20 protein-coding genes and 1 pseudogene are annotated in these 25,699 nt (G+C 62.4%); 15 read left to right on the top strand and 6 right to left on the bottom strand.

Going from position 1 to position 25,699, the window contains the following annotated elements; genetic code table 11:
• Positions 1 to 93: 93 nt before the first annotated feature.
• Positions 94 to 1,497 (top strand): MFS transporter, encoded by a 1,404-nt coding sequence (locus P0D73_RS01885; protein WP_408280706.1) that lies wholly within the window; start codon positions 94 to 96, stop codon positions 1,495 to 1,497.
• A gap of 221 nt (positions 1,498 to 1,718) precedes the next feature.
• The gene (ggt, locus tag P0D73_RS01880; protein ID WP_408311913.1) at positions 1,719 to 3,452 is read left to right on the top strand and encodes a gamma-glutamyltransferase; all 1,734 of its coding nucleotides are present in this window, start codon (positions 1,719 to 1,721) and stop codon (positions 3,450 to 3,452) included.
• A 127-nt stretch (positions 3,453 to 3,579) separates the two neighbouring features.
• Here the strand turns inward: ggt and P0D73_RS01875 are convergent, their stop codons facing one another.
• Positions 3,580 to 4,623: a S1C family serine protease gene (locus P0D73_RS01875; protein WP_408429326.1), complete on the bottom strand. Its 1,044-nt coding sequence runs from the start codon at positions 4,621 to 4,623 to the stop codon at positions 3,580 to 3,582.
• 197 nt (positions 4,624 to 4,820) lie between these two features.
• On the opposite strand from P0D73_RS01875, the gene P0D73_RS01870 reads away from it, so the two are divergent.
• The gene (locus tag P0D73_RS01870; protein ID WP_408175203.1) at positions 4,821 to 5,222 is read left to right on the top strand and encodes a VOC family protein; all 402 of its coding nucleotides are present in this window, start codon (positions 4,821 to 4,823) and stop codon (positions 5,220 to 5,222) included.
• A gap of 163 nt (positions 5,223 to 5,385) precedes the next feature.
• Positions 5,386 to 6,312 (top strand): polyphosphate kinase 2, encoded by a 927-nt coding sequence (ppk2, locus tag P0D73_RS01865; protein WP_408175202.1) that lies wholly within the window; start codon positions 5,386 to 5,388, stop codon positions 6,310 to 6,312.
• 109 nt (positions 6,313 to 6,421) lie between these two features.
• Here the strand turns inward: ppk2 and P0D73_RS01860 are convergent, their stop codons facing one another.
• Entirely contained in the window at positions 6,422 to 8,008 is a 1,587-nt protein-coding gene (locus tag P0D73_RS01860) for an inorganic phosphate transporter (RefSeq protein WP_408429322.1), read from the bottom strand.
• Positions 8,009 to 8,203: 195 nt separating this feature from the next.
• A complete protein-coding gene (locus P0D73_RS01855; protein WP_408429319.1) occupies positions 8,204 to 8,797 on the bottom strand; it encodes a short chain dehydrogenase in 594 nt (197 codons plus the stop codon).
• A 271-nt stretch (positions 8,798 to 9,068) separates the two neighbouring features.
• Between P0D73_RS01855 and P0D73_RS01850 the strand changes: the two genes are divergently transcribed.
• Together P0D73_RS01850 and P0D73_RS01845 are read left to right on the top strand one after the other, a co-directional pair.
• A complete protein-coding gene (locus P0D73_RS01850; RefSeq protein ID WP_408429317.1) occupies positions 9,069 to 9,950 on the top strand; it encodes a CHAD domain-containing protein in 882 nt (293 codons plus the stop codon).
• Positions 9,951 to 10,075: 125 nt separating this feature from the next.
• Positions 10,076 to 11,650, top strand: a complete 1,575-nt coding sequence (locus P0D73_RS01845; RefSeq protein ID WP_408429314.1) for a sensor domain-containing diguanylate cyclase — start codon at positions 10,076 to 10,078, stop codon at positions 11,648 to 11,650.
• A 33-nt stretch (positions 11,651 to 11,683) separates the two neighbouring features.
• Here the strand turns inward: P0D73_RS01845 and P0D73_RS01840 are convergent, their stop codons facing one another.
• Positions 11,684 to 12,730, bottom strand: a complete 1,047-nt coding sequence (locus P0D73_RS01840; RefSeq protein WP_408429311.1) for a VTT domain-containing protein — start codon at positions 12,728 to 12,730, stop codon at positions 11,684 to 11,686.
• 282 nt (positions 12,731 to 13,012) lie between these two features.
• Between P0D73_RS01840 and P0D73_RS01835 the strand changes: the two are divergent.
• Positions 13,013 to 13,919: pseudogene (locus P0D73_RS01835) on the top strand (DMT family transporter).
• A gap of 32 nt (positions 13,920 to 13,951) precedes the next feature.
• On the opposite strand, the gene folE reads toward P0D73_RS01835, so the two are convergent.
• Both folE and P0D73_RS01825 read right to left on the bottom strand, forming a co-directional pair.
• Positions 13,952 to 14,590, bottom strand: a complete 639-nt coding sequence (gene folE / locus P0D73_RS01830; RefSeq protein WP_408311930.1) for a GTP cyclohydrolase I FolE — start codon at positions 14,588 to 14,590, stop codon at positions 13,952 to 13,954.
• A 136-nt stretch (positions 14,591 to 14,726) separates the two neighbouring features.
• Positions 14,727 to 15,656 carry a LysR family transcriptional regulator gene (locus P0D73_RS01825; protein WP_132378202.1) on the bottom strand — a complete coding sequence of 310 codons (930 nt, stop codon included), beginning with the start codon at positions 15,654 to 15,656 and terminating at the stop codon, positions 14,727 to 14,729.
• 383 nt (positions 15,657 to 16,039) lie between these two features.
• On the opposite strand from P0D73_RS01825, the gene P0D73_RS01820 reads away from it, so the two are divergent.
• From P0D73_RS01820 to P0D73_RS01785, 8 genes are all read left to right on the top strand, one after another.
• On the top strand, positions 16,040 to 16,747 hold the full coding sequence (locus tag P0D73_RS01820; RefSeq protein WP_132378200.1) for a 3-oxoacid CoA-transferase subunit A: 708 nt from the start codon (positions 16,040 to 16,042) through the stop codon (positions 16,745 to 16,747).
• A gap of 13 nt (positions 16,748 to 16,760) precedes the next feature.
• The gene (locus tag P0D73_RS01815; RefSeq protein WP_132378198.1) at positions 16,761 to 17,420 is read left to right on the top strand and encodes a 3-oxoacid CoA-transferase subunit B; all 660 of its coding nucleotides are present in this window, start codon (positions 16,761 to 16,763) and stop codon (positions 17,418 to 17,420) included.
• Between the two features lie 103 nt (positions 17,421 to 17,523).
• Positions 17,524 to 18,903: a 3-carboxy-cis,cis-muconate cycloisomerase gene (locus P0D73_RS01810; RefSeq protein ID WP_408175185.1), complete on the top strand. Its 1,380-nt coding sequence runs from the start codon at positions 17,524 to 17,526 to the stop codon at positions 18,901 to 18,903.
• Between the two features lie 5 nt (positions 18,904 to 18,908).
• Positions 18,909 to 19,700 (top strand): 3-oxoadipate enol-lactonase, encoded by a 792-nt coding sequence (pcaD, locus tag P0D73_RS01805; RefSeq protein WP_132378194.1) that lies wholly within the window; start codon positions 18,909 to 18,911, stop codon positions 19,698 to 19,700.
• Positions 19,697 to 20,092 carry a 4-carboxymuconolactone decarboxylase gene (gene pcaC, locus P0D73_RS01800; protein WP_132378192.1) on the top strand — a complete coding sequence of 132 codons (396 nt, stop codon included), beginning with the start codon at positions 19,697 to 19,699 and terminating at the stop codon, positions 20,090 to 20,092. The genes pcaD and pcaC overlap by 4 nt, the downstream gene beginning before the upstream one ends.
• A 554-nt stretch (positions 20,093 to 20,646) precedes the next feature.
• Entirely contained in the window at positions 20,647 to 21,495 is an 849-nt protein-coding gene (locus tag P0D73_RS01795; RefSeq protein WP_408429307.1) for an ABC transporter permease, read from the top strand.
• Entirely contained in the window at positions 21,496 to 22,866 is a 1,371-nt protein-coding gene (locus P0D73_RS01790) for an ABC transporter ATP-binding protein (protein ID WP_408429304.1), read from the top strand.
• 68 nt (positions 22,867 to 22,934) lie between these two features.
• On the top strand, positions 22,935 to 25,637 hold the full coding sequence (locus P0D73_RS01785; protein WP_408429301.1) for a glycosyltransferase: 2,703 nt from the start codon (positions 22,935 to 22,937) through the stop codon (positions 25,635 to 25,637).
• Positions 25,638 to 25,699 lie beyond the last annotated feature (62 nt).

The raw sequence follows: 25,699 nt of genomic DNA, 5'->3' as shown, positions 1-25,699 counted from the left end.
GTGCGAAAAGACCTCGCGCAACAACATCTATTGCCGATGCGATGCCATAATCGACGCTTTACACCGACGGCCTTGCAACCCGTCGCCTTGCCAATGCCTCTCGCTTTAGGCACTTTCATTGTTCCGCTGATCGTCGCGTGTGCGATGTTCATGGAAAACGTGGACGGCACGGTCATCGTGACGTCGCTGCCGGTTCTGGCGCGCGATCTCGGTCAGGATCCCATCACCCTCAAGCTCGCCGTGACGGCGTATGTCATCGGCCTCGGCGTCTTCATTCCTATCTGCGGTTGGGTCGCTGACCGCTTCGGCTCGCGCACGGTATTTCGCACGGCCATCGGCGTCTTCATGGCCGGCTCGCTGATGTGCGCGGCTTCCACGTCGCTCGGCACGTTCGTGGTTGCGCGCTTCGTGCAAGGCCTCGGCGGCGCGATGATGGTGCCGGTGGGCCGCATCATCATTTTCCGTTCGGTGCCGAAGTCCGACTTCATTCGCGCGGTCAACTATCTGACGGTGCCGGCTTTGCTTGGACCGGTGGTCGGGCCGCCGCTGGGCGGCTTCATCACGACCTATCTGCATTGGCGTCTGATCTTTTTCATCAACATTCCAATTGGCCTGCTCGGCATCTGGCTCGCGAACAAACACATTGCCAACGTGCGCGAAGCGCATCCGGGCCGGCTCGACTGGACTGGTTTCTTTTTGTCCGCGAGCGGAGCGTCGCTGTTCATGCTGGGGCTTTCGCTGGTGGGCGGCGAGTTGGTGTCGAACACGGTGTCGGTCGGCATGTGCGTGATCGGCGTGGTGTTGCTGACGTTGTACATGCTGTACGCGAGTCGCGTCGAACTGCCTGTGCTCGATCTGCGACTGCTGCGCATCCCGAGTTTTCACGCGAGCGTGGTGGGCGGCTCGCTGTTTCGTGTCGGTCTCGGCGCCGTGCCGTTTTTGTTGCCGCTCGCATTGCAGGAAGGGCTCGGCATGACGGCGTTCAAGTCGGGGTCGATCACGTGCGCGTCCGCGTTCGGCTCGATCTTCATGAAGGCGGCCGCGTCGCGCATTCTCGAGCGCTTCGGTTTCCGCACCGTGCTGATGTTCAACGCGGGCTGTGCGGGCCTCGCCATCGCGGTCTACGGTCTGTTCTTTCCCGGCACGCCGCATTGGCTGATCTGGTGTGTCGTGCTGTTCGGCGGCTTCTTTCCGTCGCTGCAGTTCACCTCGTTGAATACCTTGGCATATGCGGATATTCCGAGCCGCGACGTGGGCCGCGCGACGAGCGTCGCGAGCGTGATCCAGCAGATTTCGTTGGGGCTCGGTGTGACGATCGCGGGTATCGTGCTGCAGATTTCGCACAACGTGCAGGGTCATTCGACCATTGTGTTCTCCGATTTCTGGCCGGCTTTTCTCGTGGTCGGTCTGTTCTCGTTCATGTCGATTCCGATCACCGCGCGACTGCCGCACGGCGCCGGCGATGAGATTGCGCGCGGCAGTCGCGGGCGGGCGTAAGCGCAATACGCGGTGCGCCATGTTCTGCGGCATGTGGCTTGCTGAATGCCTCTGTCCCGGGCGTTTTGACCAGCGTTTTTGCATGCCGTCGAACCGGTGTTTTTGTGTGCCGCAACATAGACCCTACGACATCTAGCGGCTTCGCAAGCGAGCAGTTCACATGTTATAAACCTCCAAGACATCTGTATTCATCGGATAAAAGTCGTCTTGGGGGATAGGCAATGAAGTTGTTCCGCAACGTTAAATCGTCGGCGAGCGGATTCGCGCTGGTCGCACTCGTCTCTGTCTCAACCGGGTTTCTCGAGGCCACGCCCGCACTCGCGAAACCGCCCGCGAAAGCTCAACCGGCCGTACTCACCGCCTCAGCGATAGCGGTCGCGGACAAGTTCAGCGCCGACGCCGCCGAGCAGATCTTCAAGGAAGGCGGCAACGCCGTCGACGCGGCCGTAGCGATCGCCTTCACGCTTGCCGTGACGTATCCGGAAGCGGGCAACATCGGCGGCGGCGGTTTCATGACGCTCTATGTCGACGGCAAGCCGTATTTTCTCGACTACCGCGAGCGCGCTCCGCTGGCCGCGACCAAGAACATGTATCTCGACGACAAGGGCGAGGTCATCAAAGGCATGAGCCTGTTCGGCTACCGTGCAGTGGGCGTGCCGGGCACCGTCGACGGCATGTGGCAGGCGCAGCGCCGCTTCGGCAAGCTCAAGTGGAAGCAGGTGCTCGCACCGGCCATCCACTATGCGCGCGATGGTTTCGAGGTCAGCCAGCAATTGCAGGAACGCCGCGACGATGCCGCGAAAGACTTCGCCGGCAAGACCAACTTCGATACCTACTTCGGCAATCTGAAGCAGGGCGTCAACTTCAAGCAGCCGGATCTGGCTGCTGTGTTGCAGCGCATTTCGGATCAAGGCGCCAAAGATTTCTATCAGGGCAAGACGGCTGACCTGATCGCGGCGTCCATGCGCGGTCACGGCCTGATCACCAAGGCCGATCTGCAACAGTACAAAGCAGTGTGGCGTCAGCCGATCCAGGCCGACTGGAACGGCTATCGCGTCTACACCGCGCCGCCTCCGAGCTCGGGCGGTATCGGTCTCGTGCAACTGCTGAAAATGAAGGCCGACATTGCGCCCGACTTCAAGGACGTCACGCTCAATTCCGCGCAATACGTGCATCTGATCGCGGAAATCGAAAAGCGCGTGTTCGCCGACCGCGCGCAGTACCTCGGCGATCCTGACTTCTACAAGGTGCCGGTCGCTCAATTGACCGACGACGCGTATATCGCCAAGCGCGCCGCCGAAGTGAATCCGAACACGCCGTCCGACACGAAGAGCGTGCAGCCTGGCCTCGGCACGTCGATGCCGGAGAAGGCGGAAACCACGCACTTCTCGGTGATCGACAAGTGGGGTAACGCCGTGTCGAACACGTACACCATCAACGGCTATTTCGGTTCGGGCGTGGTGGCGGATCGCACGGGCATCGTGCTGAACGACGAGATGGACGACTTCTCCGCGAAGCCGGGCGTCGCGAACATGTTCGGCGTGGTGGGCAGCGACGCGAACTCGATCGAACCGAAGAAGCGGCCGCTCTCCTCGATGAGCCCGACGATCCTCACGAAGGACGGCAAGGTGTCGCTCGTGATCGGCACGCCGGGCGGCTCGCGCATCTTCACGTCGATCTTCCAGGTGATCAACAACGTCTACGACTACAACATGCCGCTGCAGCAGGCTGTCGCCGAGATGCGCTTCCATCATCAGCTGTTGCCGCCGAACACGATCTTCTGGGAGCCGTACAAGCCGATCGAGGGTGAACTCGCCAAGCAGATCGAAGCCAAGGGCTACACGCTGAAGGGGCAGGATTTCAGCGGCGATATCCAGGCGATCAAGGTCAACGGCGATACGCCGGAAGCCGCGGCCGATCCGCGCGGCCGTGGTGTGACGCGCGTGATCCAGTAAGCGTTTTTGCAGGGAATTGGGCGGCGCGTCTTGAGATGAGATGCGCCGCTGGTTAGTAAAAAGCCTCGCGTTCAGTCGAACGCGAGGCTTTTTATTTGTGGGCGAGGGCGTGCTGGCTAACGTTGCTTCAGCCAGCCTGCTCGACCGGCGTCAACGTCAATTCGAGCCGCTGCGCGCCGCGCAACACCGTCACGTTGACGGGTCTGTCGATCCGCGATGCGTCGAGCGTGCGCTGCAAACTGTCCACGTCCTGCACGGCCTGCGTATCGATCGCGATGATCGTATCGTCGGTGCGCAGACCGCCGAGCGCGGCCGGGCTGCCTTTGACGATCTCCATGACATGCACGCCGCTTTCCGAGTTCAAGCCGAAGTAGCGTTGCACACGGCGCGACAGCGGCCTGGTGGTGCCCGCCACGCCGATATAGGCGCGCCGCACGCGGCCATGCGCGAAGATCTGCATGATGACCCACTTGGCGGTGTCGATGGCCGTGGCAAAGCAGATGGCCTGCGCGCCGGGAATGATCGCGGTATTCACGCCGATCACCTGGCCCGCCGAATTGATCAGCGGACCACCCGAATTGCCGGGATTGAGGGCGGCGTCGGTCTGGATCACGTCGTAGATCATGCGGCCCGAGTTCGAGCGCAGCGAGCGGCCGAGCGCCGACACCACGCCCGTCGTGACGGTTTGCGCGAGGCCGAGCGGATTGCCGACCGCGATCGCAATCTGCCCGACGCGCAGCTTCGACGACTCGCCGAGTTCGACATGCGGCAAGGGCTCCGGCGAGCCGATCCGCAAAACGGCCAGATCGCTGCCGGGATCGTCGCCGACCAGATCGGCGTCGAATTTCGCGCCGTCGGCGAGCGTCACGGTGATATGGGTGGCGCCGTGCACGACATGGCTATTGGTGAGCAGATAACCGTCGGGCGTGAACAGAAAGCCCGAGCCGGTGCCGCCGCGCGAGCCGCGTGCGCGGCCGGACGGCTCGCCGGGCAGGCGGCGTTCGACGGCAATGAAAGCGACGGCTTGCTGAACGCGTTCCAGCGCGCCGATCACGGTGCGGGAGTAGGCGTCGAGCAGGGCGTCGTCGGATAAAGGATTGAGTGTCTCGGGCCCGGGGGCGTCGGATGCGGCGCGCGACAGGTCATCGACGAAGCGTGGGCGGCTTCCCATGGCGATGCTCCGGATAAACGGAATGGCAGATGCGGGGCGTCGCGTAGGTTTTCAAGTGCCTGCGAGGCGCGCCGCGGCGGCGCGGCCTGTGAGACACTTTCCGGATGAAGCCAGCGCATGCGAGCACCGCGGCCAACGGCACGGCATGCACCGTGCTGGGCACGTGAGACTCGCGCCATGCCAAGGAGACAGCCGCCATGAACTCACCCGCCACGTCAGCCTCGCCGATCGGGGCCGCCGAAGGGCAAATCGAATCGATCAGCGCCATCACACTGGCCACCCGCGATATGCCGCGCGCCGTGCTGTTTTATGAAGCTCTCGGCTTTCCGATGAAATTCGGCGGTCCGCAGGAGGCATTTACATCGTTTGCGTTCGGCGGCTCGTATCTGAACCTGATCGTCGATACGCGCGCGCCGGTCGCCTGGTGGGGCCGCGTGATCATCTATGTGTCCGACGTCGACGCGATCTACCGCAAAGCGCTGGCGGCGGGGCTGAAGCCGTCGCTCGAGCCGTCCGATGCACCGTGGGGCGAGCGCTATTTCCACATCACCGATCCTGACGGCCACGAAATCAGCTTCGCGAAACCGCTGAACTCGTGACGTCAGCGCCGGGCGGCCCGGCAAAACTCGCTATCATGGACATCGACCGGGCGCGCGCGCCGCACTGGTAACACGACTGACACCTGCCGCTTCGATAATCGAACGCGTCCGCGTCGCGTTTGCCGCCGCGCGCCTAACCATTTCCGTTGCCAGGAGAGCCGCAATGAAAGAGCTGGATCCGAGACCCGAGGCCGAATTGATGGCCGAGCGGCAGCGCCGTTTCGAAGAGGACCTGATCGACGCGTACGACGAGGAACTCGAGATGGAGGTCGACGACCGCATCATCGACGGCGCGGACGGCTTCACGCCCGAGCATCGCGAGGCGCGCAAGATGTACTTCCGCGAGCTGTTCCGGTTGCAGGGCGAACTCGTCAAATTGCAGGACTGGATCGTGCAGACCGGCCATCGCCTCGTGGTGATTTTCGAAGGGCGCGATGCGGCCGGCAAGGGTGGCGCGATCAAACGCATCACGCAGCGGCTCAATCCGCGCGTGTGCCGCGTGGCGGCGCTGCCGGCGCCGAATAACCGCGAACGCACGCAATGGTATTTCCAGCGCTACGTGTCGCATCTGCCGGCCGGCGGCGAAATGGTGCTGTTCGATCGCAGCTGGTACAACCGCGCGGGCGTCGAGCGCGTGATGAATTTTTGCAGCGACGAAGAATACGAAGAGTTCTTCCGTTCGGTGCCGGAATTCGAAAAGATGCTGGCGCGCAGCGGCGTGCAGATTCTCAAGTACTGGTTTTCGATTACCGACGAAGAACAGGAAATCCGCTTTCAGAACCGCATTCACGACCCGCTGAAGCAGTGGAAGCTGAGTCCCATGGACCTCGAAAGCCGCCGCCGCTGGGAAGCCTATACGCAGGCCAAGGAAGTGATGCTGCAGCGCTCGCACATTCCTGAAGCGCCGTGGTGGGTCGTGCAGGCGGTCGACAAGAAGCGCGCGCGCCTGAACTGCATTCACCATTTGCTGAGCCAGGTGCCGTATCACGAGATCGAGCATTCGACTATCGAATTGCCCGCGCGTGTCTATCACGACGAATACAGCCGCCAGCCGGTGCCGGCGTCGATGATCGTGCCTGAGCTGTATTGATCGATCAGCGTACCGGTCGATGAAATAAAAAAAGCGCGGCCGCGAGCCGCGCTTTTTTATGCCGTTCCCGGAGGCGGCGACCGGTTGAGGAACTGGCCGCCGCGGAGGCTTAAAACACCGCCCGGAACACCCAGTACAAGCCAGCCGCCAGCGCGATGGAAACCGGTAGCGTCAGCACCCAGGCGAGAATCAGGCTGCGCACCGTGCCCCATTGCAGGCCGGAACCGTTAGCCGCCATCGTGCCCGCCACGCCCGAAGAGAGCACGTGCGTCGTGGAAACCGGCAGGCCGTACATGTCGGCGGCGCCGATCGTCAGCATCGCCACCAGTTCAGCCGACGCACCTTGTCCGTACGTCAAATGCTGTTTGCCGATCTTCTCGCCGACCGTCACGACGATGCGCTTCCATCCCACCATCGTGCCGAGACCGAGGGCGATCGCCACCGCGACCTTGACCCACGTCGGAATGAACTTGGTGGCGTGATCGGTTTGCGCCTTGAAGTTGCCGATCGCCTTGGCGTCCTCCGGCGAGAAGGCCGGCTGCTTGTTTTTGGCCATCAGGCGGATCGCTTCCGAGACCACGTACATGTTGTTGCGCACGTTGTCGACGATATTTTGCGGCACCGCAGCCATCGAGCCCGACGAGTTGACCTGGCCGGCAATGATGTCGGTCAGTTGTTGCAGCGCCGGCAACGTGGCGGGCGTCAATTGATGCGTGCGCACGTAGGCTTCGACATCGGCGCGCGGATTGGCCGAAGGCGTGGCGCCCTGGGTGTATTTGGCGAGCGTCGCCGAGGTTTCATGCGCGACGGCGAGGAAGGTTTGCGTTTCTGCCGGCGTCACCGCCTTGTTCAGTGCGTACGCCGTCGGCACCGTGCCGATCAGGATCAGCATGATGAGGCCCATGCCTTTCTGGCCGTCGTTCGAGCCGTGCGCGAACGAGACGCCCGTGCAGGTCAGGATCAGCAGGCTGCGGATCCAGAACGGCGGCGGCTCCTTGCCCTTCGGTTCGGCATACAGCGCGGGAATGCGCACCACGGCTTTCAGGATCAGCAGCAGCAAACCTGCCGCGAGAAAGCCGACCAGCGGCGAGAACAGCAAGGACTTGCCGACGCCGAGCGCCTGATTCCAGTCCACGCCGCTCGTGCCGTCGGTGCCGTGCATCAGTTGGTTCATCAGGCCGACGCCGATGATCGAGCCGATCAGCGTATGCGAGCTCGACGACGGCAGTCCGAACCACCACGTGCCGAGATTCCAGATGATCGCGGCGATCAGCAAGGCGAAGACCATCGCGAAACCGGCGCTGCTGCCGACCTGCAAGATCAGTTCGACGGGCAGCAGTTGCAGAATGCCGAAGGCGACCGCGCCGCTCGACGTCAGCACGCCGAGAAAATTCCAGCCGCCTGACCACACCACGGCCAGGTTCGGCGCGAGCGAATGCGTGTAGATCACGGTTGCGACCGCGTTCGCCGTGTCGTGAAAGCCGTTGACGAACTCAAAACCCAGCGCGATCAGAAGCGCAATGCCGAGCAGCAGGTAAGGCAATACCGAGCTTTCGCGAACGGGTTGCAGATCGTCCATTAAGTGCACGGCGCAATAAACCGCACCGACCAGTATCACGGCAAGGAAAATGACGAGGCTGATGTTGCGCCCCTTTCCGCTAGCAGTGCCTGGCTGTGGATACGAAAGTTCCGGCATGACGTGAGCCCCAAAAGTTTGTCGCGGAGTTTCCGATCCTGCGGGGCGTGTGTGTCGCAATGATGACAGTTGCGTGACGCACATGCGGGATGCGGCGGCGCGCGGCCACTGGCTGCGCGCCGCTTCGATGTACGGTTTCCTGGTGTCGGATCCTGACGCTCAGATGGCCGAAAAGAACTCGGGCGAGCGGTCCAGCTAAGAAGCGGAGAACACTTCGCCGCTTGCGCTGCCGCCCAGACTTCGCTTGTAGGCTTGCGCGACCACGGCGACCGGCACGCCTTGCGACGGATCGCGGCCCATCGACTGGAGCGTCTCGGCGACCCAGCCCGGGCTGACCACATTCACGCGGGCTTTGCCACGCAACTCGAGCGCCGCCGAGCGCACGAACGCTTCCACGCCGGCGTTCACGATGCTGACGGCCGCGCTGCCTTCCATCGGCTGCTGCGCGAGTACGCCGCTCGTCAGCGTGAAGCACGCGCCTTGCGACACATGCGCCGCGCCACACCGCACCAGGTTGACCTGGCCCATCAATTTGTTGGCAAGACTGAACGAGAAATCCTCGTCGGAGAGCGAGGCGAGTGGAGCGAACTTCGCTGCGCCGGCGGTGCAGATGACCGCGTCGAGTGTGCCGGCTTGCTGATACATCGACTCGATGCTGGGTTTGTTCGACAGGTCCACGTGCAGATCGGAACCCTTGCGACTCGCGGTGACGATGTCGTGCTCGGCGGCGAGCAGCTTGACCACTTCGCCGCCGATCAGACCCGTTGCACCGACAATCAGTATTCGCATAGAACCTCCTAAGAGTAGGCCACGCGTGTCGACTGCCTTCATGTGGACCGCGGCGCCAGTTCGCCGCTGAGCGCCATCGCGTCTGTTAAAGATAGTCGCTCCAGGGCGCCCTGCCGTCGAAGGGAGAAAAAGGAACAAGCCTGCCGCGAGGTGCATGACTCGCGCATCGGATCGTGCGTGCGCGCTATGGATCGCGACGAAATAAACACGCGAATATCCGCCAGGACCTTTTTTTGCTAGTCTGTGGATAAGGTGTTCCCAAGGGGCTTCAATGACGCGCGACAGCCTGAAAGTCGATAAACGGCCCGCTGACAGTGATCCAGCCGCCGGCGCGCACTCTGCGCAAGAGGCCTTCGCGTCGTATGCGGCGCCTCTCGTCGATCATGCGATCGAATACGCCAACGCGGTGCGCGAAGACGCGTCGCCGGAAGCGCTGCACAAATTGCGTGTCTCGCTGCGCCGTTTGCGCTCCTTATGGTGGGCCTTCGAGCCGTTGCTCGAAAAAGGCGAGAACACGCGGCAACGTGCGCTGTATAAGTTTCTGGCCACGGCTGCCGGCAAAACGCGCGACTGGGACATTCTGATTGAATTGCTGATACACGACGACAACGGTGCACGCACCGGCACGAGTGAAATCGCGCCCAAACTCCAGGACGCTCGCGGCGCCGCGTTGTCGACAAGCCGCGAAACGCTCTCGAACGCGGACGTCAAGCATCTGCTGCGCGAAGCCTTGTCCAGCGCGTCCAAAGAATTGAATACAGCGCATGAACGCATGCCGCTGCGGAAATTCGCGAGGCAACGTGTGGCCGCTTCAGAGCGTTCGTTAAACAAACGGATGAAACGCGCGCGTCGGGCGAAACGCTCCAACTACGTCGCCTTTCACAATGTGAGGAAGGCAGGAAAGAAGCTGCGCTATTTGCTGGAGTTTTTCGAACCCGTCCTGAGCAGTGGCCACAAACGTACCCTCAAGCGTTTGAAGCAGATCCAGAAACGTTTCGGTACGCTGAACGATGTGGTCGCGAGCGAGATGTTGCTGCGCGATAATGCTGCGTTGCTCGCGGGCTCCGGCGATACGGATGCGGCGCTCCACTGGCTTGGCAAGGAGCGCAAACGCCGGATGCGTTCGGCGGCCGGACTGCTGCGCAAACTATGATGCTGCGCGCATCGTTGCGCGCGGCCGCGAACGGAACGGCACGAATCGCATCCGAATAACAACATTGGCTGCGCGTCCGCATGGGTTGCGCCATGCGGATCGTCTGCGAAGGAGGTGATGCGCACGTGGCACGTCAAACGCTTTCGCTGCGTCGGCGCTGGCGCAAGAGGTTGCGCGCCTATGGCACGGGCGTATCGCGATACGTGGGTAATCACCCGTTTTTTGCGGGGATGGCCGGTACGTTGGTGGCCGTGTCCATGGCGGGCTTGACGCTGCTGACGCTCAGCACCGGCCGCGCCGATGCGCTCGATCACGCGCGCGACACGTCGCAAAACCTCGTCGCGATCATCTCCACCGACCTCGAACGCAACGTCGAAATCTACGATCTGTCATTGCAGGCGATGGTGGACGGGGCGCGCAACCAGGCCGCCTGGACGCTGCCCGCCGGCGTACAGCGCGCGGTGATGTTCGACCGGGCGACGACCGCGGCCTACCTGGGTGGCGCCTATGTGATCGGCCGGGACGGGCAGGTGATCGCCTCGCAGAGCGGCGAGGTCAATGCCGCGGTGCGCCTTGCCGACCGCGACTATTTTCTGGCCCATCAACGCAGCCCCGCCGTGGGCCTGTATTTCTCGCACCCGTTCCGCTCCCGGCTGCGCGACGGCAAACTCTCCATCGGTCTCACGCGGCGCATCGACCGGACCGATGGCACGTTCGCCGGCGTCGCGCTGCTGGCCATTCGCATCGAATATTTTCAACACCTGCTGGACCGGATCGATACCGGCCGGCTGGGCTCGGTGTTCGTCGTGATGGACGACGGCACCTTGCTCGCGCGCAAGCCGCTCTCGTCGCGCGATATCGGCTCGAGCATCGCGAAGTCGCCGACGTTCCAGGTGATGGCCGCGCATAACGCGGGCACGTATGCGGCGATTTCGGCCGTGGACGGCGTGCGGCGTATGTACACGTACGCGCGCGTGCCCGGCACGCCGCTGATCGCGGTGGTCGCGCCCGCCGTGGACGAAGTGCTGGCGCCGTGGTGGCGTCGCAGCCGGATCGTCGGTGGGCTGACGCTCACGTTCGGTGTGGTCTTCGTGATGGTCTCGTGGCTGCTGTCGTTCGCGTTGCGCGACAAGCTGCGCGCGCAGGCGGCGCTGGTTCGTCTTGCCGCAACCGATCCGCTCACCGGACTGAGCAACCGCCGCGTGCTCGATAACCGGCTCGACGAAGAATGGCGGCGCGCGCGGCGCACGGGCCAACCGCTCTCGGCGCTGTTCATCGACATCGATCACTTCAAGCAATTCAACGACACCTACGGCCATGCGAGCGGCGACGAGGCTTTGAGCGCGGTGGCCGAATGCATCGCGGCGACGGTGCGTCGCGCGGTCGACGTGGTGGCGCGGTACGGCGGCGAGGAGTTCGCCGTGATCTTGCCGGACACGCCGGCCGAGGGCGCGCTCAATGTGGCGGAGAAGATTCGTCGCAAGGTGCAGAGCCAGGATGTGATCCGCAGCGACGGGGCAATCGTCGCGGTTACGGTGAGCGTGGGTTGCGCGACCTGTGTGCCGGCCGAGGGCGCCAATGCACTCGATCTGCTGGCCGCCGCCGACCGGCAGCTTTACGCCGCCAAGGCGGCCGGCCGCAATCGCGTCAGTTCGGCCACGTGGGCTGAACGTCCAATGACCCAGCATTCCTCGATGTAAGCGGCGCCAAGGCTGAACCGCGACCGGCGCGGCTCAGGTGCCTTGCGTGCTGCGCGGGGCGAAGCCGCGCAACGTGATCGCCCCGCGCGCCTCGCCGCGCGCTTCGGGCGCTCGGTTGCCGGTGGTCAGCTCGCCGGCCGGTGCAAGTGGTTCGACCGGAAAGCCGCGCCGCTGCCAGGCATCGAGGCCGCCCCGCAGTGCGCGAATCCGCGTGTAGCCGTTGTGACGCATGCGTTGCGTGATCTCGAAGGCGGTCGCGCTGTCCGGGCAAATGCAGTAGATCACCATGTCGTACGTCCGCAGTGCGCCGTCGATCTGCTCCTGCGAATGCGGATCGAGCGTGAGCGCGCCGGGAATGCGGCACGGCGCTTCGAGCGCGGGCGCTTGCGGGCGGGCGTCGAGCACCTTGGGCGGCGCGATGCGGCGCCAGCCGCCGGCGGCTGCCCGTTCCGCCGTAGCCGAGGTGGCATCGGCGAAACGGCGGCGTGCGCGGCGTCGTTGCTGCAGCCGGAAGGCGAGAAACACGAGAGCCGTGGCCAGCAAAACGTCGATGACGGTGCCGCCGCGGGCTTTGACGAAGTCGAGCAGCATATGCAGCTGCCGTTCCGCGGCGGCGCCGCCGACCAGCCAGAAGGCGGCCCACGCGAGGGCGCCGGCGAAATCGTAGGCCGCATAGATGCGGGCGTCGACGGCGGTCGTGCCCATCAGCGGCGGGGTGATGAGCGCGAGTCCGGGGACGAACTTCGAGATCGAGACGAGCGGCACACCGAAGCGCTCGAACAGCGCGCGCGCCTGGTCCACCTTGGAATCGACGGCAGGCGAGATCCGGCCGAGCGCGGCAATCAGCTTGCGGCCATATAGGCGGCCCGCCGTGAACCATGCGCCGTCGCCCATCAGCGCGCCGAGCACGGCCGCGCCGAGGACCGGCCAGAAGGACAGGGTGCCGGCGGCGATCGCTGAGCCCGCGAAGAGCAGCACGGGCACCGCGGGGATCGGCACGCCGAGGCGCGTCAACAGGACGTTGAGGAACACGACCGCGCCACCCCAGGTTGACACCGCCGAAGACGGAAATTCTACCAATTGAGGCGCTCCTGTTTTTTGCGGTTGAGCCGACGTCCTTCGGGGGCTTTTTCACGCGGTTGCAAAGCGTGTACCCGGGCGGCCTACTGGTCGGCTTTCATTCGAGCGGGGTTCCGTTCGCTCAGGATACTCGATGGATTTGGCGCCGGGTGAGCATTGACGGCGTCATCGCGATCCGGCTGACCTGGTTCATTGACTCGCTTTGTCTCTGCAATTTCGTTCAAGACCGCCGCTTGGCATGCCTCTACTCTACGTGCTCGATCCAACGAACAGGACAGCATAATGAACTCGCGGTATGCCGGATATCTGTTTTGCGCGCTGGCGATGCTCGGCGTCGGCAGCACGGTGGTGGTCAGCAAAGCGATCGCGGCCGGACTGCCGCCGTTCAGCGCGACCGCGCTGCGCTTCGCGATTGCCTTTCCGTTGTTCGTGCTGGTGATGCGTTGGCGAGGCGTGCGCTGGCCGCGTCTGGACCGCCGCGATACCTTGCTCGTCATCGCCCAGGCTGGCGCGGGCAGTGTCGGCTATACGGTGTTACTGATCAGCGGGATGAAGCTCGCGTCGGCTGCCGATGCCGGCGTGATTGCCGGCACCTTGCCCGCCGTATCGGCCGGCGTCGCCATGCTCGCGCTCGGCGAGCGCCCCGCGCCCGCGTTGATCGGGCGCGATCCTGCTGGCGACGGCGGGCGTGCTGGTGTGCACCGTGCATCCCGGCGAGTTCACCGCGCCGCATGCGGCAAGTTCGCTGGCGGGCAACGCGCTCGTGTTCCTCGCGATCGTCTGCGAGGCGTTGTTCATTCTGCTCAATCGCAAGCTGCGCACCGCGGTGGCGCCGTTGCCGCTGTCGGCGTTGATGTGCGGCATCGGCTTCGCGGTGGCGATCGTGCCGGCCTGCTTCGAGAAACCATGGACCTTGCCGGTCGATGCGAGCGCACTCGGCGGCGTGCTGTATTACGCGCTGGTGCCGACCGTGGCGGGCTTCGTGCTCTGGTATGCCGGGGCCGCGCGAATCAGCGGCGCGGAGGCGGGATTGATGACCGCGCTCGTACCGGTGAGCGCGGTGGCGTTGGCCGCGCTGGTGTTGGGCGAACCCGTCAGCGCGGCGCAACTGGCCGGTGTCGCGTGCGTGCTGGGCGCGGTATTGCTGGCCACCTTTGGGCAGATGCGTACGAGGCGCAGCGCGGCATGAGGCGCTGATGTCGCGCTGCGACTGCGCCTAAGCTAAGTATTGGCGACCGCCACCACGCCCGGATTGCCGACGATCGACAGAAACTCGCGGCGTGTCGACGGGTCCGTGCGGAACGTGCCGAGCATGCGCGAGGTGACCATCGTCACGCCGGCCTTGTGCACGCCGCGTGTCGACATGCATTGATGCGCGGCTTCGAGAATCACGCCGACGCCCGCTGGTTGCAGCACGTCGTTCAAGGTGTCGGCGATCTGCACCGTCATCTTTTCCTGGATCTGCAGGCGTTTGGCGAACGCATCGACGAGACGCGCCAGCTTGGAGATGCCGACCACGCGATGCTGCGGCAGATACGCCACGTGCGCGCGGCCGATGATCGGCACCATGTGATGTTCGCAATAGCTTTCGAAGCGGATGTCCTTCAGCACGATCATTTCGTCATAGCCGTCCACTTCGGAGAAGGTGCGAGCAAGGATCTCACGCGGGTCGACCTGGTAGCCCGCGTAAAACTCCTCGTATGAGCGCACCACGCGCGCCGGCGTGTCGATCAGGCCTTCACGCGCCGGATCGTCGCCGGCCCAACGCAGCAGCACACGAACCGCTGCTTCAGCTTCCTCGCGGCTCGGGCGCTCAGTGGCGGCTATGGGTTTGGTTTTCTTCGCCTTGCTGCTGGTCATCCGTCGCTCCTCCGGGATCGCGCGTCGGCGCTGTACGGAGCGCGCGGGTTCAATGAGTGCGGCCATTGTTCCATGTTTTGTGCCGCGTCGTGCCGATGTCCCTTTTCGCTGTCAGGGCGCGCCGCTCGGCCGCCGCTCATTTCGGCCATTCGTCCATTGCGTCGTTGAACAGTTCGGCAACCACGCCGCGCAGCCAACTGCCACGCGGATCGTTATGAAACTTGCGATGCCAATGCTGCCGCAGATCGAAATGCGGCAACGGCAGCGGCGGCTCGACCAGCGTGATCGACGCATGCTCCGACACGTACGCGAAGCCGATCGCGTGCGGCACGGTCGCGAGCAGATCGGTGCGCGCAAGGATGAACGGCAGGCTCATGAAGTGGGGCGTTTCGAGCACGGCTCGGCGTTTGATGCGCTTCTTTTCCAGGTATTGCTCGAGGACTTCCTGGCTGCGTCCTTCGGCGCGCACGACCGCATGACCCGACGCCACAAACTGCGCCAGCGTGAGCGGCGCCTTCGCCAGTGGATGGCCCGTGCGCATCAGGCAGATGAAGCGATGCGTGAAGAGCCGTTGCTGGAAGAAGTTATTGCCCGCCAGATCGGGGAAATAGCCGATGGCCAGATCGACGTCGCCCGATTCGAGCCCGCGTTCGACCTGCGACGGCGAGACCGACACCGAGCGCAGATTCGCGAACGGCGCGCGTTCAGCGAAGAGTTGCAGAAGCCGCGGCAGAAACACGATCTCGCCGACGTCGGAGAGCGCGATCGAGAAAGTGTGAGTGCTGGTGGCCGGGTCGAATTCCTGCACATCGAGCATGCCTTTCTCGATGCGCAAGAGCGCGTCGCGCGCGGCGGGCAGGATGGCGAGCGCGCGCGGCGTGGGCTCCATGCCTTTGGACGTGCGCACGAAGAGCGGGTCGTCGAAGTACTCCCGCAATTTTCCCAGCGCGGTGCTCACGCGTGGCTGGCTCACGCCGAGCTGCTCGGCGGCGCGGCTGACATTGCGCGTGTCTTCCATCGCAACCAGGTAGGGGATGAGGTTCAGATCCAGGTTTGTTTCGGACATGCTCGGTAACCTGCGGCGCGGGCCGCGTATTTGATATGTAGATAAAGGTTAGCCCAACAATCTCCCGTTAGGATAGTGCGATTCTCCGCTTTGGCCGGCCAACCCGAACAACTAACCGGCATGGCAAGCAGCGAGAACCTATGATTAGGGGGAATTCCCTGCCTTGACAACGTGCACGAAGGACTACCATAATCGCCTCAGCGTTCGCTAAACGAATCCATGTTCATGTAACGAACAAATTTGAAGCGAGCAAACTAACGGCGCCAGCTTCGCATCGCACTTGGCGAGCCGCCGCCGGCATTGGCCCGGAGACCGTCCCGCTCGAACCCTGCCCGCAAGGCAGCCAGCCTGGCGGCACGCAGCGCCCCAAAAGGAAATTCGACATGATCAACAAGATTTTCGAGTCACTTCAATCGGCGGTCGCCGATGTCAACGACGGCGCGACCGTCATGATCGGCGGCTTCGGCACGGCCGGCATGCCGTCGGAGTTGATCGACGCGCTCATCGAACAGGGCGCGCGCGAGCTCACCATCGTCAACAACAATGCCGGTAACGGCGACATTGGCCTCGCTGCGCTGCTCAAAGCCAAGCGCGTGCGCAAGATCATCTGCTCATTCCCGCGCCAAACCGATTCGTATGTGTTCGACGCGTTGTATCGCGCCGGAGAGATCGAACTCGAACTGGTGCCGCAGGGCAATCTGGCGGAGCGCATTCGCGCGGCGGGCGCGGGTATCGGCGGCTTCTTCACGCCGACCGGCTACGGCACGAGGCTCGCCGAAGGCAAGGAAACCCGTTTGATCGACGGCCGGCACTACGTGCTGGAGGCGCCGCTGCATGCGGACTTCGCGCTGATCAAGGCGTACAAGGGCGATCGCTGGGGCAATCTCACCTATCGCAAGACGGCGCGCAATTTTGGACCGATCATGGCAAGTGCGGCGAAAACCGCGATCGTGCAGGTGTCGCAAGTCGTGCCGCTCGGCGCGCTCGATCCGGAAAACATCGTGACGCCCGGCATTTTCGTGCAACGCGTGATCGAAGTGCCGCAAGCGGCCCACGCCCCGATGCCCAATCCTCACGACGCTGCCGCCTGATTCGGAGACCGACATGAAAAAACTGACCCGCGATGAAATGGCCAAGCGCGTTGCGCAGGACATCCCCGAAGGCGCCTACGTGAACCTCGGCATCGGCGTGCCGACACTGGTGGCGAACCACCTCGCCGCTGACAAGGAAATCTTCCTGCACAGCGAAAACGGCCTGCTCGGCATGGGCCCCGCGCCCGCCAAAGGCGAAGAAGACGACGAGCTGATCAACGCCGGCAAGCAGCACGTCACGCTGCTCACGGGCGGCGCGTACTTCCACCACGCGGATTCGTTCGCGATGATGCGCGGCGGCCATCTGGACTTCTGCGTGCTCGGCGCCTTCCAGGTGTCGGCCAAGGGCGATCTGGCAAACTGGCACACCGGCGCGCCCGATGCGATTCCGGCAGTGGGCGGTGCGATGGATCTGGCGATCGGCGCGAAGCAGGTCTATGTGATGATGGAACATCTGACCAAGCAGGGCGAAAGCAAGATCGCCGCCGAATGCACGTACCCGGTGACGGGCGTGGGTTGCGTCGACCGCATCTACACGGATCTGGCGATGATCGATGTGACCGACCAGGGCCTCGTGGTGCGCGAGATTTTCTCGGACATCGATTTCGACGCATTGCACAAGCTGACCGGCGTGCCGCTGATCGACGGCACGCAAGCGGCGCGCGCGGCTTAACCAGGCTGAGCGAGCCCGCGAGACGCGGCGAAGGCGCCGGCTAGCGTGCCGGCGTCGCGCGGCGCACACTTCACTTCCGATATCCTCGATCATCGACGTCATCATGCTCGAATCCAGCGCCCGTCTGACCGGCCTTCTTTGCGGCACGCAGCCGATGAACGACATCTGGGCGCCGCGTGCCACGCTGCAACGGATGCTCGATGTGGAAGCGGCGCTCGCGCGCGCTTCGGCCGCACATAGCGTGATTCCGCAGACGGCGGTGGCCGCGATCGAAGCCGCCTGTCAGGCCGATCAACTCGACGCTGACGCGCTCGCACGCGACGCCGCGCTCGGCGGCAACCTGGCGATTCCGCTCGTCAAGCAACTCACCGCGCGCGTCAAGGCAGCCGACGCCGAAGCGTCGAAATACGTGCATTGGGGCGCCACGAGCCAGGACATCATCGACACGGCGACGGTGCTGCAACTGCGCGACACCTTCGATCTGCTCGACAGCGGCCTGCAATCCACCTGCGACGCCGTGGCGAAACTCGCGGCCACGCATCGCGCCACGCCGATGATCGGCCGCACCTGGTTGCAGCAGGCGCTGCCCATCACGCTCGGCTTGAAATTCGCGCAATGGCTCGACGCGCTGCTGCGTCATCGCGAGCGGCTCGATGCGTTGCGCGCTCGCGTGCTGGTGCTGCAATTCGGCGGCGCGGCGGGCACGCTGGCGAGTCTGCGCGATGCCGCGCCGCACGTCACCCAGTCGCTCGCAAAAGAACTCGGCCTCGCCGTGCCGACGCTGCCGTGGCATACGCAGCGCGATCGCATTGCCGAAACGGCGTCGCTGTTCGGCATGCTGATCGGCACGCTCGGCAAGATCGCGCGCGACATCTCGCTGCAGATGCAAACCGAAATCGACGAACTCGCCGAACCGGCAGCGGCCGGCAAGGGCGGTTCGTCGACGATGCCGCACAAGCGCAATCCGGTGGGCTGCGCGGCTGTGCTGACGGCCGCCGTGCGTGCACCGGGGCTGGTCGCCACGGTGTTCGCCGGCATGGTGCAGGAACACGAACGCGCGCTCGGCGGCTGGCAAGCCGAGTGGGATGCGCTGCCGGACCTCGCGCGCCTCGCGGGCGGCGCGCTTGCCAACATCGAACAGATCGCCGCCGGCTTGAACGTGAACGTGCCGCGCCTCGCCGCCAATCTCGACGTCACGCATGGCCTGATTCTCGGCGAAGCGGTGATGCTCGCGCTCGGCGACAGCATCGGCCGGCTCGACGCGCATCATCTGGTGGAGCGCGCATCGAAAGCCGCGATCCGCGACGGTCAAACGCTGTTCGACGTGCTCGCCGCGGACCCGGCCGTCACCGCACATCTTCCGCTCGAGCGCCTGAAGCAACTGCTCGATCCCGCTCAATACGTCGGCCAGGCGCACGCTTATGTAGACGCCGCGCTGGCACTTCACACCACGCGCTCGCAGCGCGACCATTCAAGGGAGTAACCGGTATGCCTTACGCCGCAGTCAACGGCACCGAGCTTCACTATCGAATCGACGGCGACCGTCACGGCAACGCGCCGTGGATCGTCTTGTCGAATTCGCTCGGCACCGATCTGTCCATGTGGGCGCCGCAAGTCGCGGCGCTGTCGAAACACTTTCGCGTGCTGCGCTACGACACACGCGGCCACGGCCATTCGGAAGCGCCGAAAGGCCCGTACACGATCGAACAACTGACCGGCGACGTGATCGGCCTGATGGATACGCTGAAGATCGCCCGCGCGCATTTCTGCGGACTGTCGATGGGCGGCCTGACCGGCGTCGGATTGGCGGCGCGCCACGGCAACCGTTTCGAACGCGTCGTGCTGTGCAATACGGCGGCGCGCATCGGTTCGCCGGAAGTATGGGTGCCGCGCGCCGCGAAAGCGCGCAGCGAAGGCATGCTCGCGCTGGCCAGTGCCGTCCTGCCGCGTTGGTTCACGGCTGACTATATCGAGCGTGAGCCGGTGGTGCTGGCCATGATTCGCGACGTGTTCGTGCATACCGACAAGGAAGGCTACGCCTCGAATTGCGATGCCATCGACGCCACCGATCTGCGTCCTGAAGCGCCCGGCATCAAGCTGCCGGCGCTGGTGATCAGCGGCACGCACGATCTGGCCGCGACACCGGCGCAAGGCCGCGAACTGGCGCAGTCGATTGCGGGCGCGCGTTACGTGGAACTGGACGCCTCGCACATTTCCAACATCGAGAAAGCCGACGCTTTCACGAAGACTGTGATCGATTTCCTGACGGAGCAGAAATGAACGACGAAGATCGCTATGAAGCCGGACTCGATGTGCGACGCGCGGTGCTGGGCAGTGCGCACGTCGACCGGTCGCTTGCGAACCGTACCGAGTTGACGGAAGAGTTTCAGAATTTCATCACCCGTTATGCGTGGGGCGAAATCTGGACGCGTGATGGCTTGCCGCGTCACACGCGCAGCCTGCTGACCATCGCGATGATGGTCGCGCTCAATCGCAGCGAAGAACTCGCACTGCATCTGCGCGCCGCGAAGAACAATGGCGTGACGCGCGAGCAGATCAAGGAAGTGCTGTTGCAAACCGCGATCTATTGCGGCGTGCCGGCGGCGAATTCGGCGTTTCACCTCGCGGATAAGCTGTTCCGCGAAGATGACGCGGCGGCAGCGCAGCCGTAAGCAATGCCATAGAGACGAGGTGCCAGGCAGCGTGCGAATGCGCGCTGCCTTTCAGCATTGACGATGTTTAGTTTCCATCCAGCCTGCAACGGGCTGTGATACGGATACCTGGTATCCGGCGGCGTTCGACCTGGACGCTGCGCACTGCGTGACTCACCCGCGAATTCCACTCTTCTCGTTTTTTGCAGAAAATTCCTACATTGAAGCTGAATTTTCTTGCGGACATTTCAGCCTTTCTTGTTTGTATATCAGCATTTTCCAGAATTTTGCCGACCAAATTCGATAATAATATGAATGTTGGCCAATTCGAGGTTATTAATCTTTTGCATATTTTAGATGTGGATTTAATCACTTTAAGATAGTGATACTCGTTCGCGCGGGTTTGGCTGGTCCGTAGGACTTATCAAGAGCAATGGGGCAGGCTCCGGCGGGCGACTGGCGGAATCCTGGTGGGTTTCATTTGACGCCGCATGTTTCGCCCCTTCGCTGACCGCTTCGTTGACCGCTTCGTTGACCGTTAATCCAGCCGGCGCTGTTCAAGGCGATCTGCCAATATGAGCTTTACCTATAAACATGATGGCCGCGAGGAATCCCATCCTCGTGCCCATTTTAGTTCTCTCTTTTTACTTCCCTGGCAGCAACGCCATCTGATTGTCGCGCTGACCAAACGGGACATACTGAGCCGATATCGCGGGTCGGTGATGGGACTGACGTGGTCCATTGCTCAGCCGTTAATCATGCTCGCAATGTATACGGTTGTTTTCGGCACACTTTTGAAATCGCGCTGGCCTGGAACCGACAACAGTTTTCAGTTCGCCGTGATCCTGTTCGCGGGGCTCATTCTTTTCAATTTCTTCGCTGAGTGCCTGAATAGAGCGCCGAACATTATCACGTCCCATGCCAACTACGTGACGAAGGTCGTCTTTCCGCTCGAGATCCTGCCGTGGATTGCGGTGGCCTCGGCGGCGTTTCACTTCCTGACGAGTTTTGCCGTCTGGATTGTCTTCGCACTGTGCGTCTACGGAAAGCTTCAGTGGACGATCGTGTTTTTACCGGCCCTCTTCATTCCACTCGCTTTAGTCGGCGTGGGGGTGGGTTGGCTGTTCGCCGCCACCGGCGTCTACGTGCGTGACCTGACGTATGTCACGGCGCTGCTTTCATCCATGTTGATGTTCCTGTCGCCGGTTTTTTACGCCCTCAATACTTTGACGCCGACTTTCAGGGCGCTCATTCTGGCCAACCCATTGACTTTCATCATCGAGCAGGCGCGGGCGGTCATGATCGCGGGCCAGTTGCCCGACTTCGCCGGGATAGCGGTCTATCTGCTATGCAGCATCGGTTTCGCGTGGATCTGTCTGGCCTGGTTCCAGAAGACACGCGAAGGATTCGCGGACGTTCTGTAAATGCCGGTGCTCATGGAATTAAATCAAGTTGGCAAGCCTGAAACCACGATTCAGGTGACACATGCCTCGAAGCGCTTCGACATATACGACACGCCGCTCGACCGTCTCAAGCATATCGTCTTCCCGAAACGCACCAGGTATTCCAGGGAATTCTGGGCGCTTCGGGATGTATCGCTTTCGGTGACTCGTGGCGAGACGGTCGGCATCATCGGGCGCAATGGCTCCGGCAAGTCCACACTTTTGCAGATCATTTGCGGAACACTGCGACCCACCGCAGGCGATATCGCGATCAACGGCCGCGTGGCCGCATTGCTCGAATTGGGAGCCGGTTTCAACCTGGAGTTTTCCGGTCGGGAGAACGTCTATCTGAACGCCGCCATGCTGGGAATGACGGCGGACCAGATCGAACGAAAATTCGCCAGCATCGAGCAGTTCGCGGAAATCGGCGATTTCATCGATCAGCCGGTCAAAACCTATTCGAGCGGCATGTATGTGCGGCTCGCGTTTGCCGTGGCCATTCACGTCGACCCCGCGGTCTTGATCATCGACGAAGCCCTTGCCGTGGGCGACGCGCGCTTCCAGGCCAAATGCTTCAACAAGATCGGGGAGCTCAAGGAATCGGGCGTCACGATTCTTTTCGTGTCGCATGACGTCGGCTCGGTGCGAACCTTGTGTGAACGCGCCGTCTGGCTCGACGGCGGACGGGTTCGGATGGAGGGCAACGCGTTCGCCGTTACCGCGCAATACACGCAGTTCATGTCCGAAGGACTCGGCGAAAGCGAGCCGATTGGAATTTCCAGTCAGTCGGCAGACAGCGCGGCCGGCCATGATGAAGAAGCGAAGCAAAGCGATCAGATCACGGAAAGCGCGAGGCCGCTCGCCTCAAGCGCCAATGAGGAACCCATCAATCACTGGGGGACGCATATCGGATCGATCGTGTCGACCCAGATCCTGGACGCGGCCTGCCGTCGCCAGAGCGTGTTCACGGCATTCGAGCCGATGATCGTCCGTTTGGCGATCCAGCTCCCCGAAGGCGTCGATCGACGTGCTCTGAGCGTGGCCTTCTCCATCAAGGATACAAAAGGCACGGATCTGATCGTCCGAACCACCCACGACGAGAAAGGCGTTGACTTCGATTTCGACGGCAGCGAGTTCGAAATCGAGTTTTACCTGAGAAACCAGCTCAACACCGGCCGATATCTGCTCGTGGCGGCCCTTGAAGACCGGTCTGCGGCCGTGCCGCAGTACTACGAGTACATCGAGGGCGCCTGTTATTTCTCTTCCTATGTTGAAAGCGATCGATACGGGCTGTTCCTGCCGGACATCACAGAAAAAATACGCATGGAAGAAATGCCTCTAGACAGGCAATGACGGCATCGGAAAAGAGAAATTGGCAATAACGGCGACTCGAGAGGTTGGCCATGGACGGACAAGAAACAATGCTAGACGTAGTGCGCAGACAAACCCACGCATCGGTCGCAAAGCTGAGCGCTTCGATCTCCGACGCGGATGCTCTCATCAGGCAACACAATCAGATTGCCGAGGAGCAGCGTCTCGCGCGCAGAGATCGCTACACGCTTGCGAAGCGGTTGTCGGACGCGTTGTCGGAAATCCATAATCTCAAGCGCTCGCTGAACGAGGTGTCGAGCGAACTGTTCCTCGAGGTTCGAGAGCGCGAGCGGGTACAGGGCAGCCTCAGCGAAGTCTTCGAAAGCAGTTCGTGGAAGCTGACCGCGCCAATGCGACGGATCGCGAACGCGGCTTACGCGTTGGCGGCGCGCTGCAAGATGCCGACCGGTGCTGGCGTTCCCATGCAACAGATTGCCACGACGGACGTTGTGCCCATAACCAGCGGAGGCTACGAAGCTCACACGCGCGCCCAGGCGGCGTACTTTGGGAACTACGCCAAGGACCCGTCGAAACAAAGAAGGCACCAGATCAGCCGCCTGCTCGCGACCCATCCCGACCGTCGGGGCGTCGTACTGTGCCCGGTCGCCTATGATCTTTCGCTCAAACAGCGTCCCGACCACATCATGGCCGAGTTCGCAAAAGCGGGCTACCTGTGCGTGATGCTGGAGTTCGGCGGCCTATATCCCGTTATCCAGCCCAAGGCAAAAAACCTGTACGTTTCCAATATGGTCGAGGATTTCCTCGGCTATTTCCAGGACGAACCGGTCACGCTCTATCTCCATTGGCCGGGCTTCAAGTACGTCGCTGATATTTGCCGCTCTGCATTGACGATCTACGATGTTCTCGATGACCTGACCGTCTTCGCGAACTATTCCGACGTCATGCGCTGCGATCATGAGGTCTTGCTGCAGATTGCGAATGTCTGCCTGTTCTCGTCGAATCCACTGTACGAAGCGAACCGCGCGAAGGTCACGAATGCGCTGCTGCTGGAAAACGGCGTCTATCCCGAAGACTTCATTCACGGCGAGCGCGAGCGATGCGACGTGCCGGCGAAGCTGTACGAGATGGCGGCGAACCGGTGGGTTGTCGGCTACCACGGCGCAATTTCCGAACTGCTCGATTTCGATTTGCTCGACGAAATCGTGCGACTCAACGATATCGTGCTGCTGTTCGTCGGTCCCGTCGTCGCTTTCGAACCGCAATATGGCGACGAGGTTCAGGAGCGCATGGCGCGTCTGAAGACGTTCGACAATTTCATTCACCTCGGCCCGAAACCGTATGCCGAACTGAAGCACTATCTCGCCTGGATCGATGTCGGCATCGTGCCGTTCATAGTCAGCGAGAAAACGGACCCCGTTTCACCGCTTAAGCTGTTCGAGTATCTGGCCGCGGGGAAGCCGGTGATCGGTACGCCGACCCGGACCATCCGGGAATACGAACACGCCATCATTGTCGCCTCGGGAATCGACTTCGTGGATGCGGTCGCCAGCGGGCAGTGGTCGACCGCGTATACCGAGACGTCCGCGGAGGTCGCGCGTGCGCACGCCTGGCCGGTGCTTCACGCGCCGTTGCTCAGACAGGTCAACGCCAGGAACGTTGCGAAGCTGATGGCCACTTCCGCGCAGCGCACAGTGAAAGTAGACATCGTCAATGTCAACTTCTTCGACTGGAACGGCGAAACCGTCTATAAAGGCGGGGCGGAACGCTACGTCTACGACCTCGCAGTCGTGCTCCGTGGCATGGGCTGCGAGGTTCGCCTCCTGCAAAATGCGCTGGTGCCTTTCGAGCGCGAATTTCGGGGCGTCAAGGTCGTGGGGATTCACGCCGTGGACAACTTTGATTTCGACAGGATGTCGAGCAAATACGCTGAGTTCTGCGCGGACGTCGATCTCATTATCGCGTCGCCGACCGAACTTGCCGCGTCGTTTGGAAAAAACAAGCGCGTCATCTCGATCAACCACGGCATCCATTGGGACGCAGCGTCCAATAACCTGGCGACGTTTGACCGGGGACGCTATGAAACGCTGTTCCGCGCACTTCGCAACAGTGACCAATGCGTCTGCGTCGATACGAACTTTATCAACTGGCTGCGAACCTATGACTGGGCTCTCGCCAATACGCTGACGTACGTCCCGAACTACGTCGATCTCGAGTGTTTCAGGAGCAATCCGAAGAACTTCGAAACAGAGGAGTTATGCGTTCTCCTGCCGCGCCGGCTTTATGAAGCGCGAGGTCTGTATCTGACCATCAACGCGTTCGATGTTTTGTTTTCGCGGCGCTCGGATATCCGCCTGGTCCTGTGCGGTCAGGCAATCGACCGCGATGCGGAAGCGGTGAAAGCGTTCATGGCGCGTCATCCAGACAAAGTGACGTGGATCGAATATGACATGGAGGACATGTACAAAGCCTATGTCGATAGCCATATCGTGCTGGTGCCAACCATGTATTCGGAAGGAACATCGCTCTCCTGCATCGAGGCTCTGGCGACCAATAACGCAGTCATCGCGACCAACGTCGGCGGACTGCCGAATCTGATCGTCGACGGCTATAACGGCAAGCTCATCCGTGCGGACTATATCGAGCTTGCTGCCGCTATCGAAGAACTGGCCGATGATCGAACCAGGCTCGCCAGACTTGCTGCGCACGGACTCGAGTCCTCGGCCGCGTTTGCGAAGAAGGAATGGGAAAACCGCTGGCGCGAAGTCATCGAAAGCACGCTCACTGTCGACTAGGTATCTATGGTGCCTATCGCGAACGCTCACGCATTCGATGGAATGGACAGACCGACAAGCCT

Origin of the sequence: Paraburkholderia sp. RL18-101-BIB-B (assembly GCF_046026985.1) — a bacterium.
Taxonomy (GTDB): domain Bacteria; phylum Pseudomonadota; class Gammaproteobacteria; order Burkholderiales; family Burkholderiaceae; genus Paraburkholderia.
The sequence above is the reverse complement of the archived record's forward strand: the minus strand, read 5'-3'. Positions and strand labels throughout refer to the sequence as shown.

What these genes read in the sequence shown, in the direction of transcription:
- folE (WP_408311930.1), bottom strand. Translation starts at nt 14,590, where the DNA reads ATGACCAGCAGCAAGGCGAAGAAAACCAAACCCATAGCCGCCACTGAG.
- P0D73_RS01785 (WP_408429301.1), top strand. Translation starts at nt 22,935, where the DNA reads ATGCTAGACGTAGTGCGCAGACAAACCCACGCATCGGTCGCAAAGCTG.
- P0D73_RS01870 (WP_408175203.1), top strand. Translation starts at nt 4,821, where the DNA reads ATGAACTCACCCGCCACGTCAGCCTCGCCGATCGGGGCCGCCGAAGGG.
- P0D73_RS01790 (WP_408429304.1), top strand. Translation starts at nt 21,496, where the DNA reads ATGCCGGTGCTCATGGAATTAAATCAAGTTGGCAAGCCTGAAACCACG.
- P0D73_RS01825 (WP_132378202.1), bottom strand. Translation starts at nt 15,656, where the DNA reads ATGTCCGAAACAAACCTGGATCTGAACCTCATCCCCTACCTGGTTGCG.
- P0D73_RS01860 (WP_408429322.1), bottom strand. Translation starts at nt 8,008, where the DNA reads ATGCCGGAACTTTCGTATCCACAGCCAGGCACTGCTAGCGGAAAGGGG.
- P0D73_RS01795 (WP_408429307.1), top strand. Translation starts at nt 20,647, where the DNA reads ATGAGCTTTACCTATAAACATGATGGCCGCGAGGAATCCCATCCTCGT.
- P0D73_RS01850 (WP_408429317.1), top strand. Translation starts at nt 9,069, where the DNA reads ATGACGCGCGACAGCCTGAAAGTCGATAAACGGCCCGCTGACAGTGAT.
- P0D73_RS01885 (WP_408280706.1), top strand. Translation starts at nt 94, where the DNA reads ATGCCTCTCGCTTTAGGCACTTTCATTGTTCCGCTGATCGTCGCGTGT.
- P0D73_RS01820 (WP_132378200.1), top strand. Translation starts at nt 16,040, where the DNA reads ATGATCAACAAGATTTTCGAGTCACTTCAATCGGCGGTCGCCGATGTC.
- P0D73_RS01810 (WP_408175185.1), top strand. Translation starts at nt 17,524, where the DNA reads ATGCTCGAATCCAGCGCCCGTCTGACCGGCCTTCTTTGCGGCACGCAG.
- pcaC (WP_132378192.1), top strand. Translation starts at nt 19,697, where the DNA reads ATGAACGACGAAGATCGCTATGAAGCCGGACTCGATGTGCGACGCGCG.
- P0D73_RS01855 (WP_408429319.1), bottom strand. Translation starts at nt 8,797, where the DNA reads ATGCGAATACTGATTGTCGGTGCAACGGGTCTGATCGGCGGCGAAGTG.
- ppk2 (WP_408175202.1), top strand. Translation starts at nt 5,386, where the DNA reads ATGAAAGAGCTGGATCCGAGACCCGAGGCCGAATTGATGGCCGAGCGG.
- P0D73_RS01875 (WP_408429326.1), bottom strand. Translation starts at nt 4,623, where the DNA reads ATGGGAAGCCGCCCACGCTTCGTCGATGACCTGTCGCGCGCCGCATCC.
- pcaD (WP_132378194.1), top strand. Translation starts at nt 18,909, where the DNA reads ATGCCTTACGCCGCAGTCAACGGCACCGAGCTTCACTATCGAATCGAC.
- ggt (WP_408311913.1), top strand. Translation starts at nt 1,719, where the DNA reads ATGAAGTTGTTCCGCAACGTTAAATCGTCGGCGAGCGGATTCGCGCTG.
- P0D73_RS01815 (WP_132378198.1), top strand. Translation starts at nt 16,761, where the DNA reads ATGAAAAAACTGACCCGCGATGAAATGGCCAAGCGCGTTGCGCAGGAC.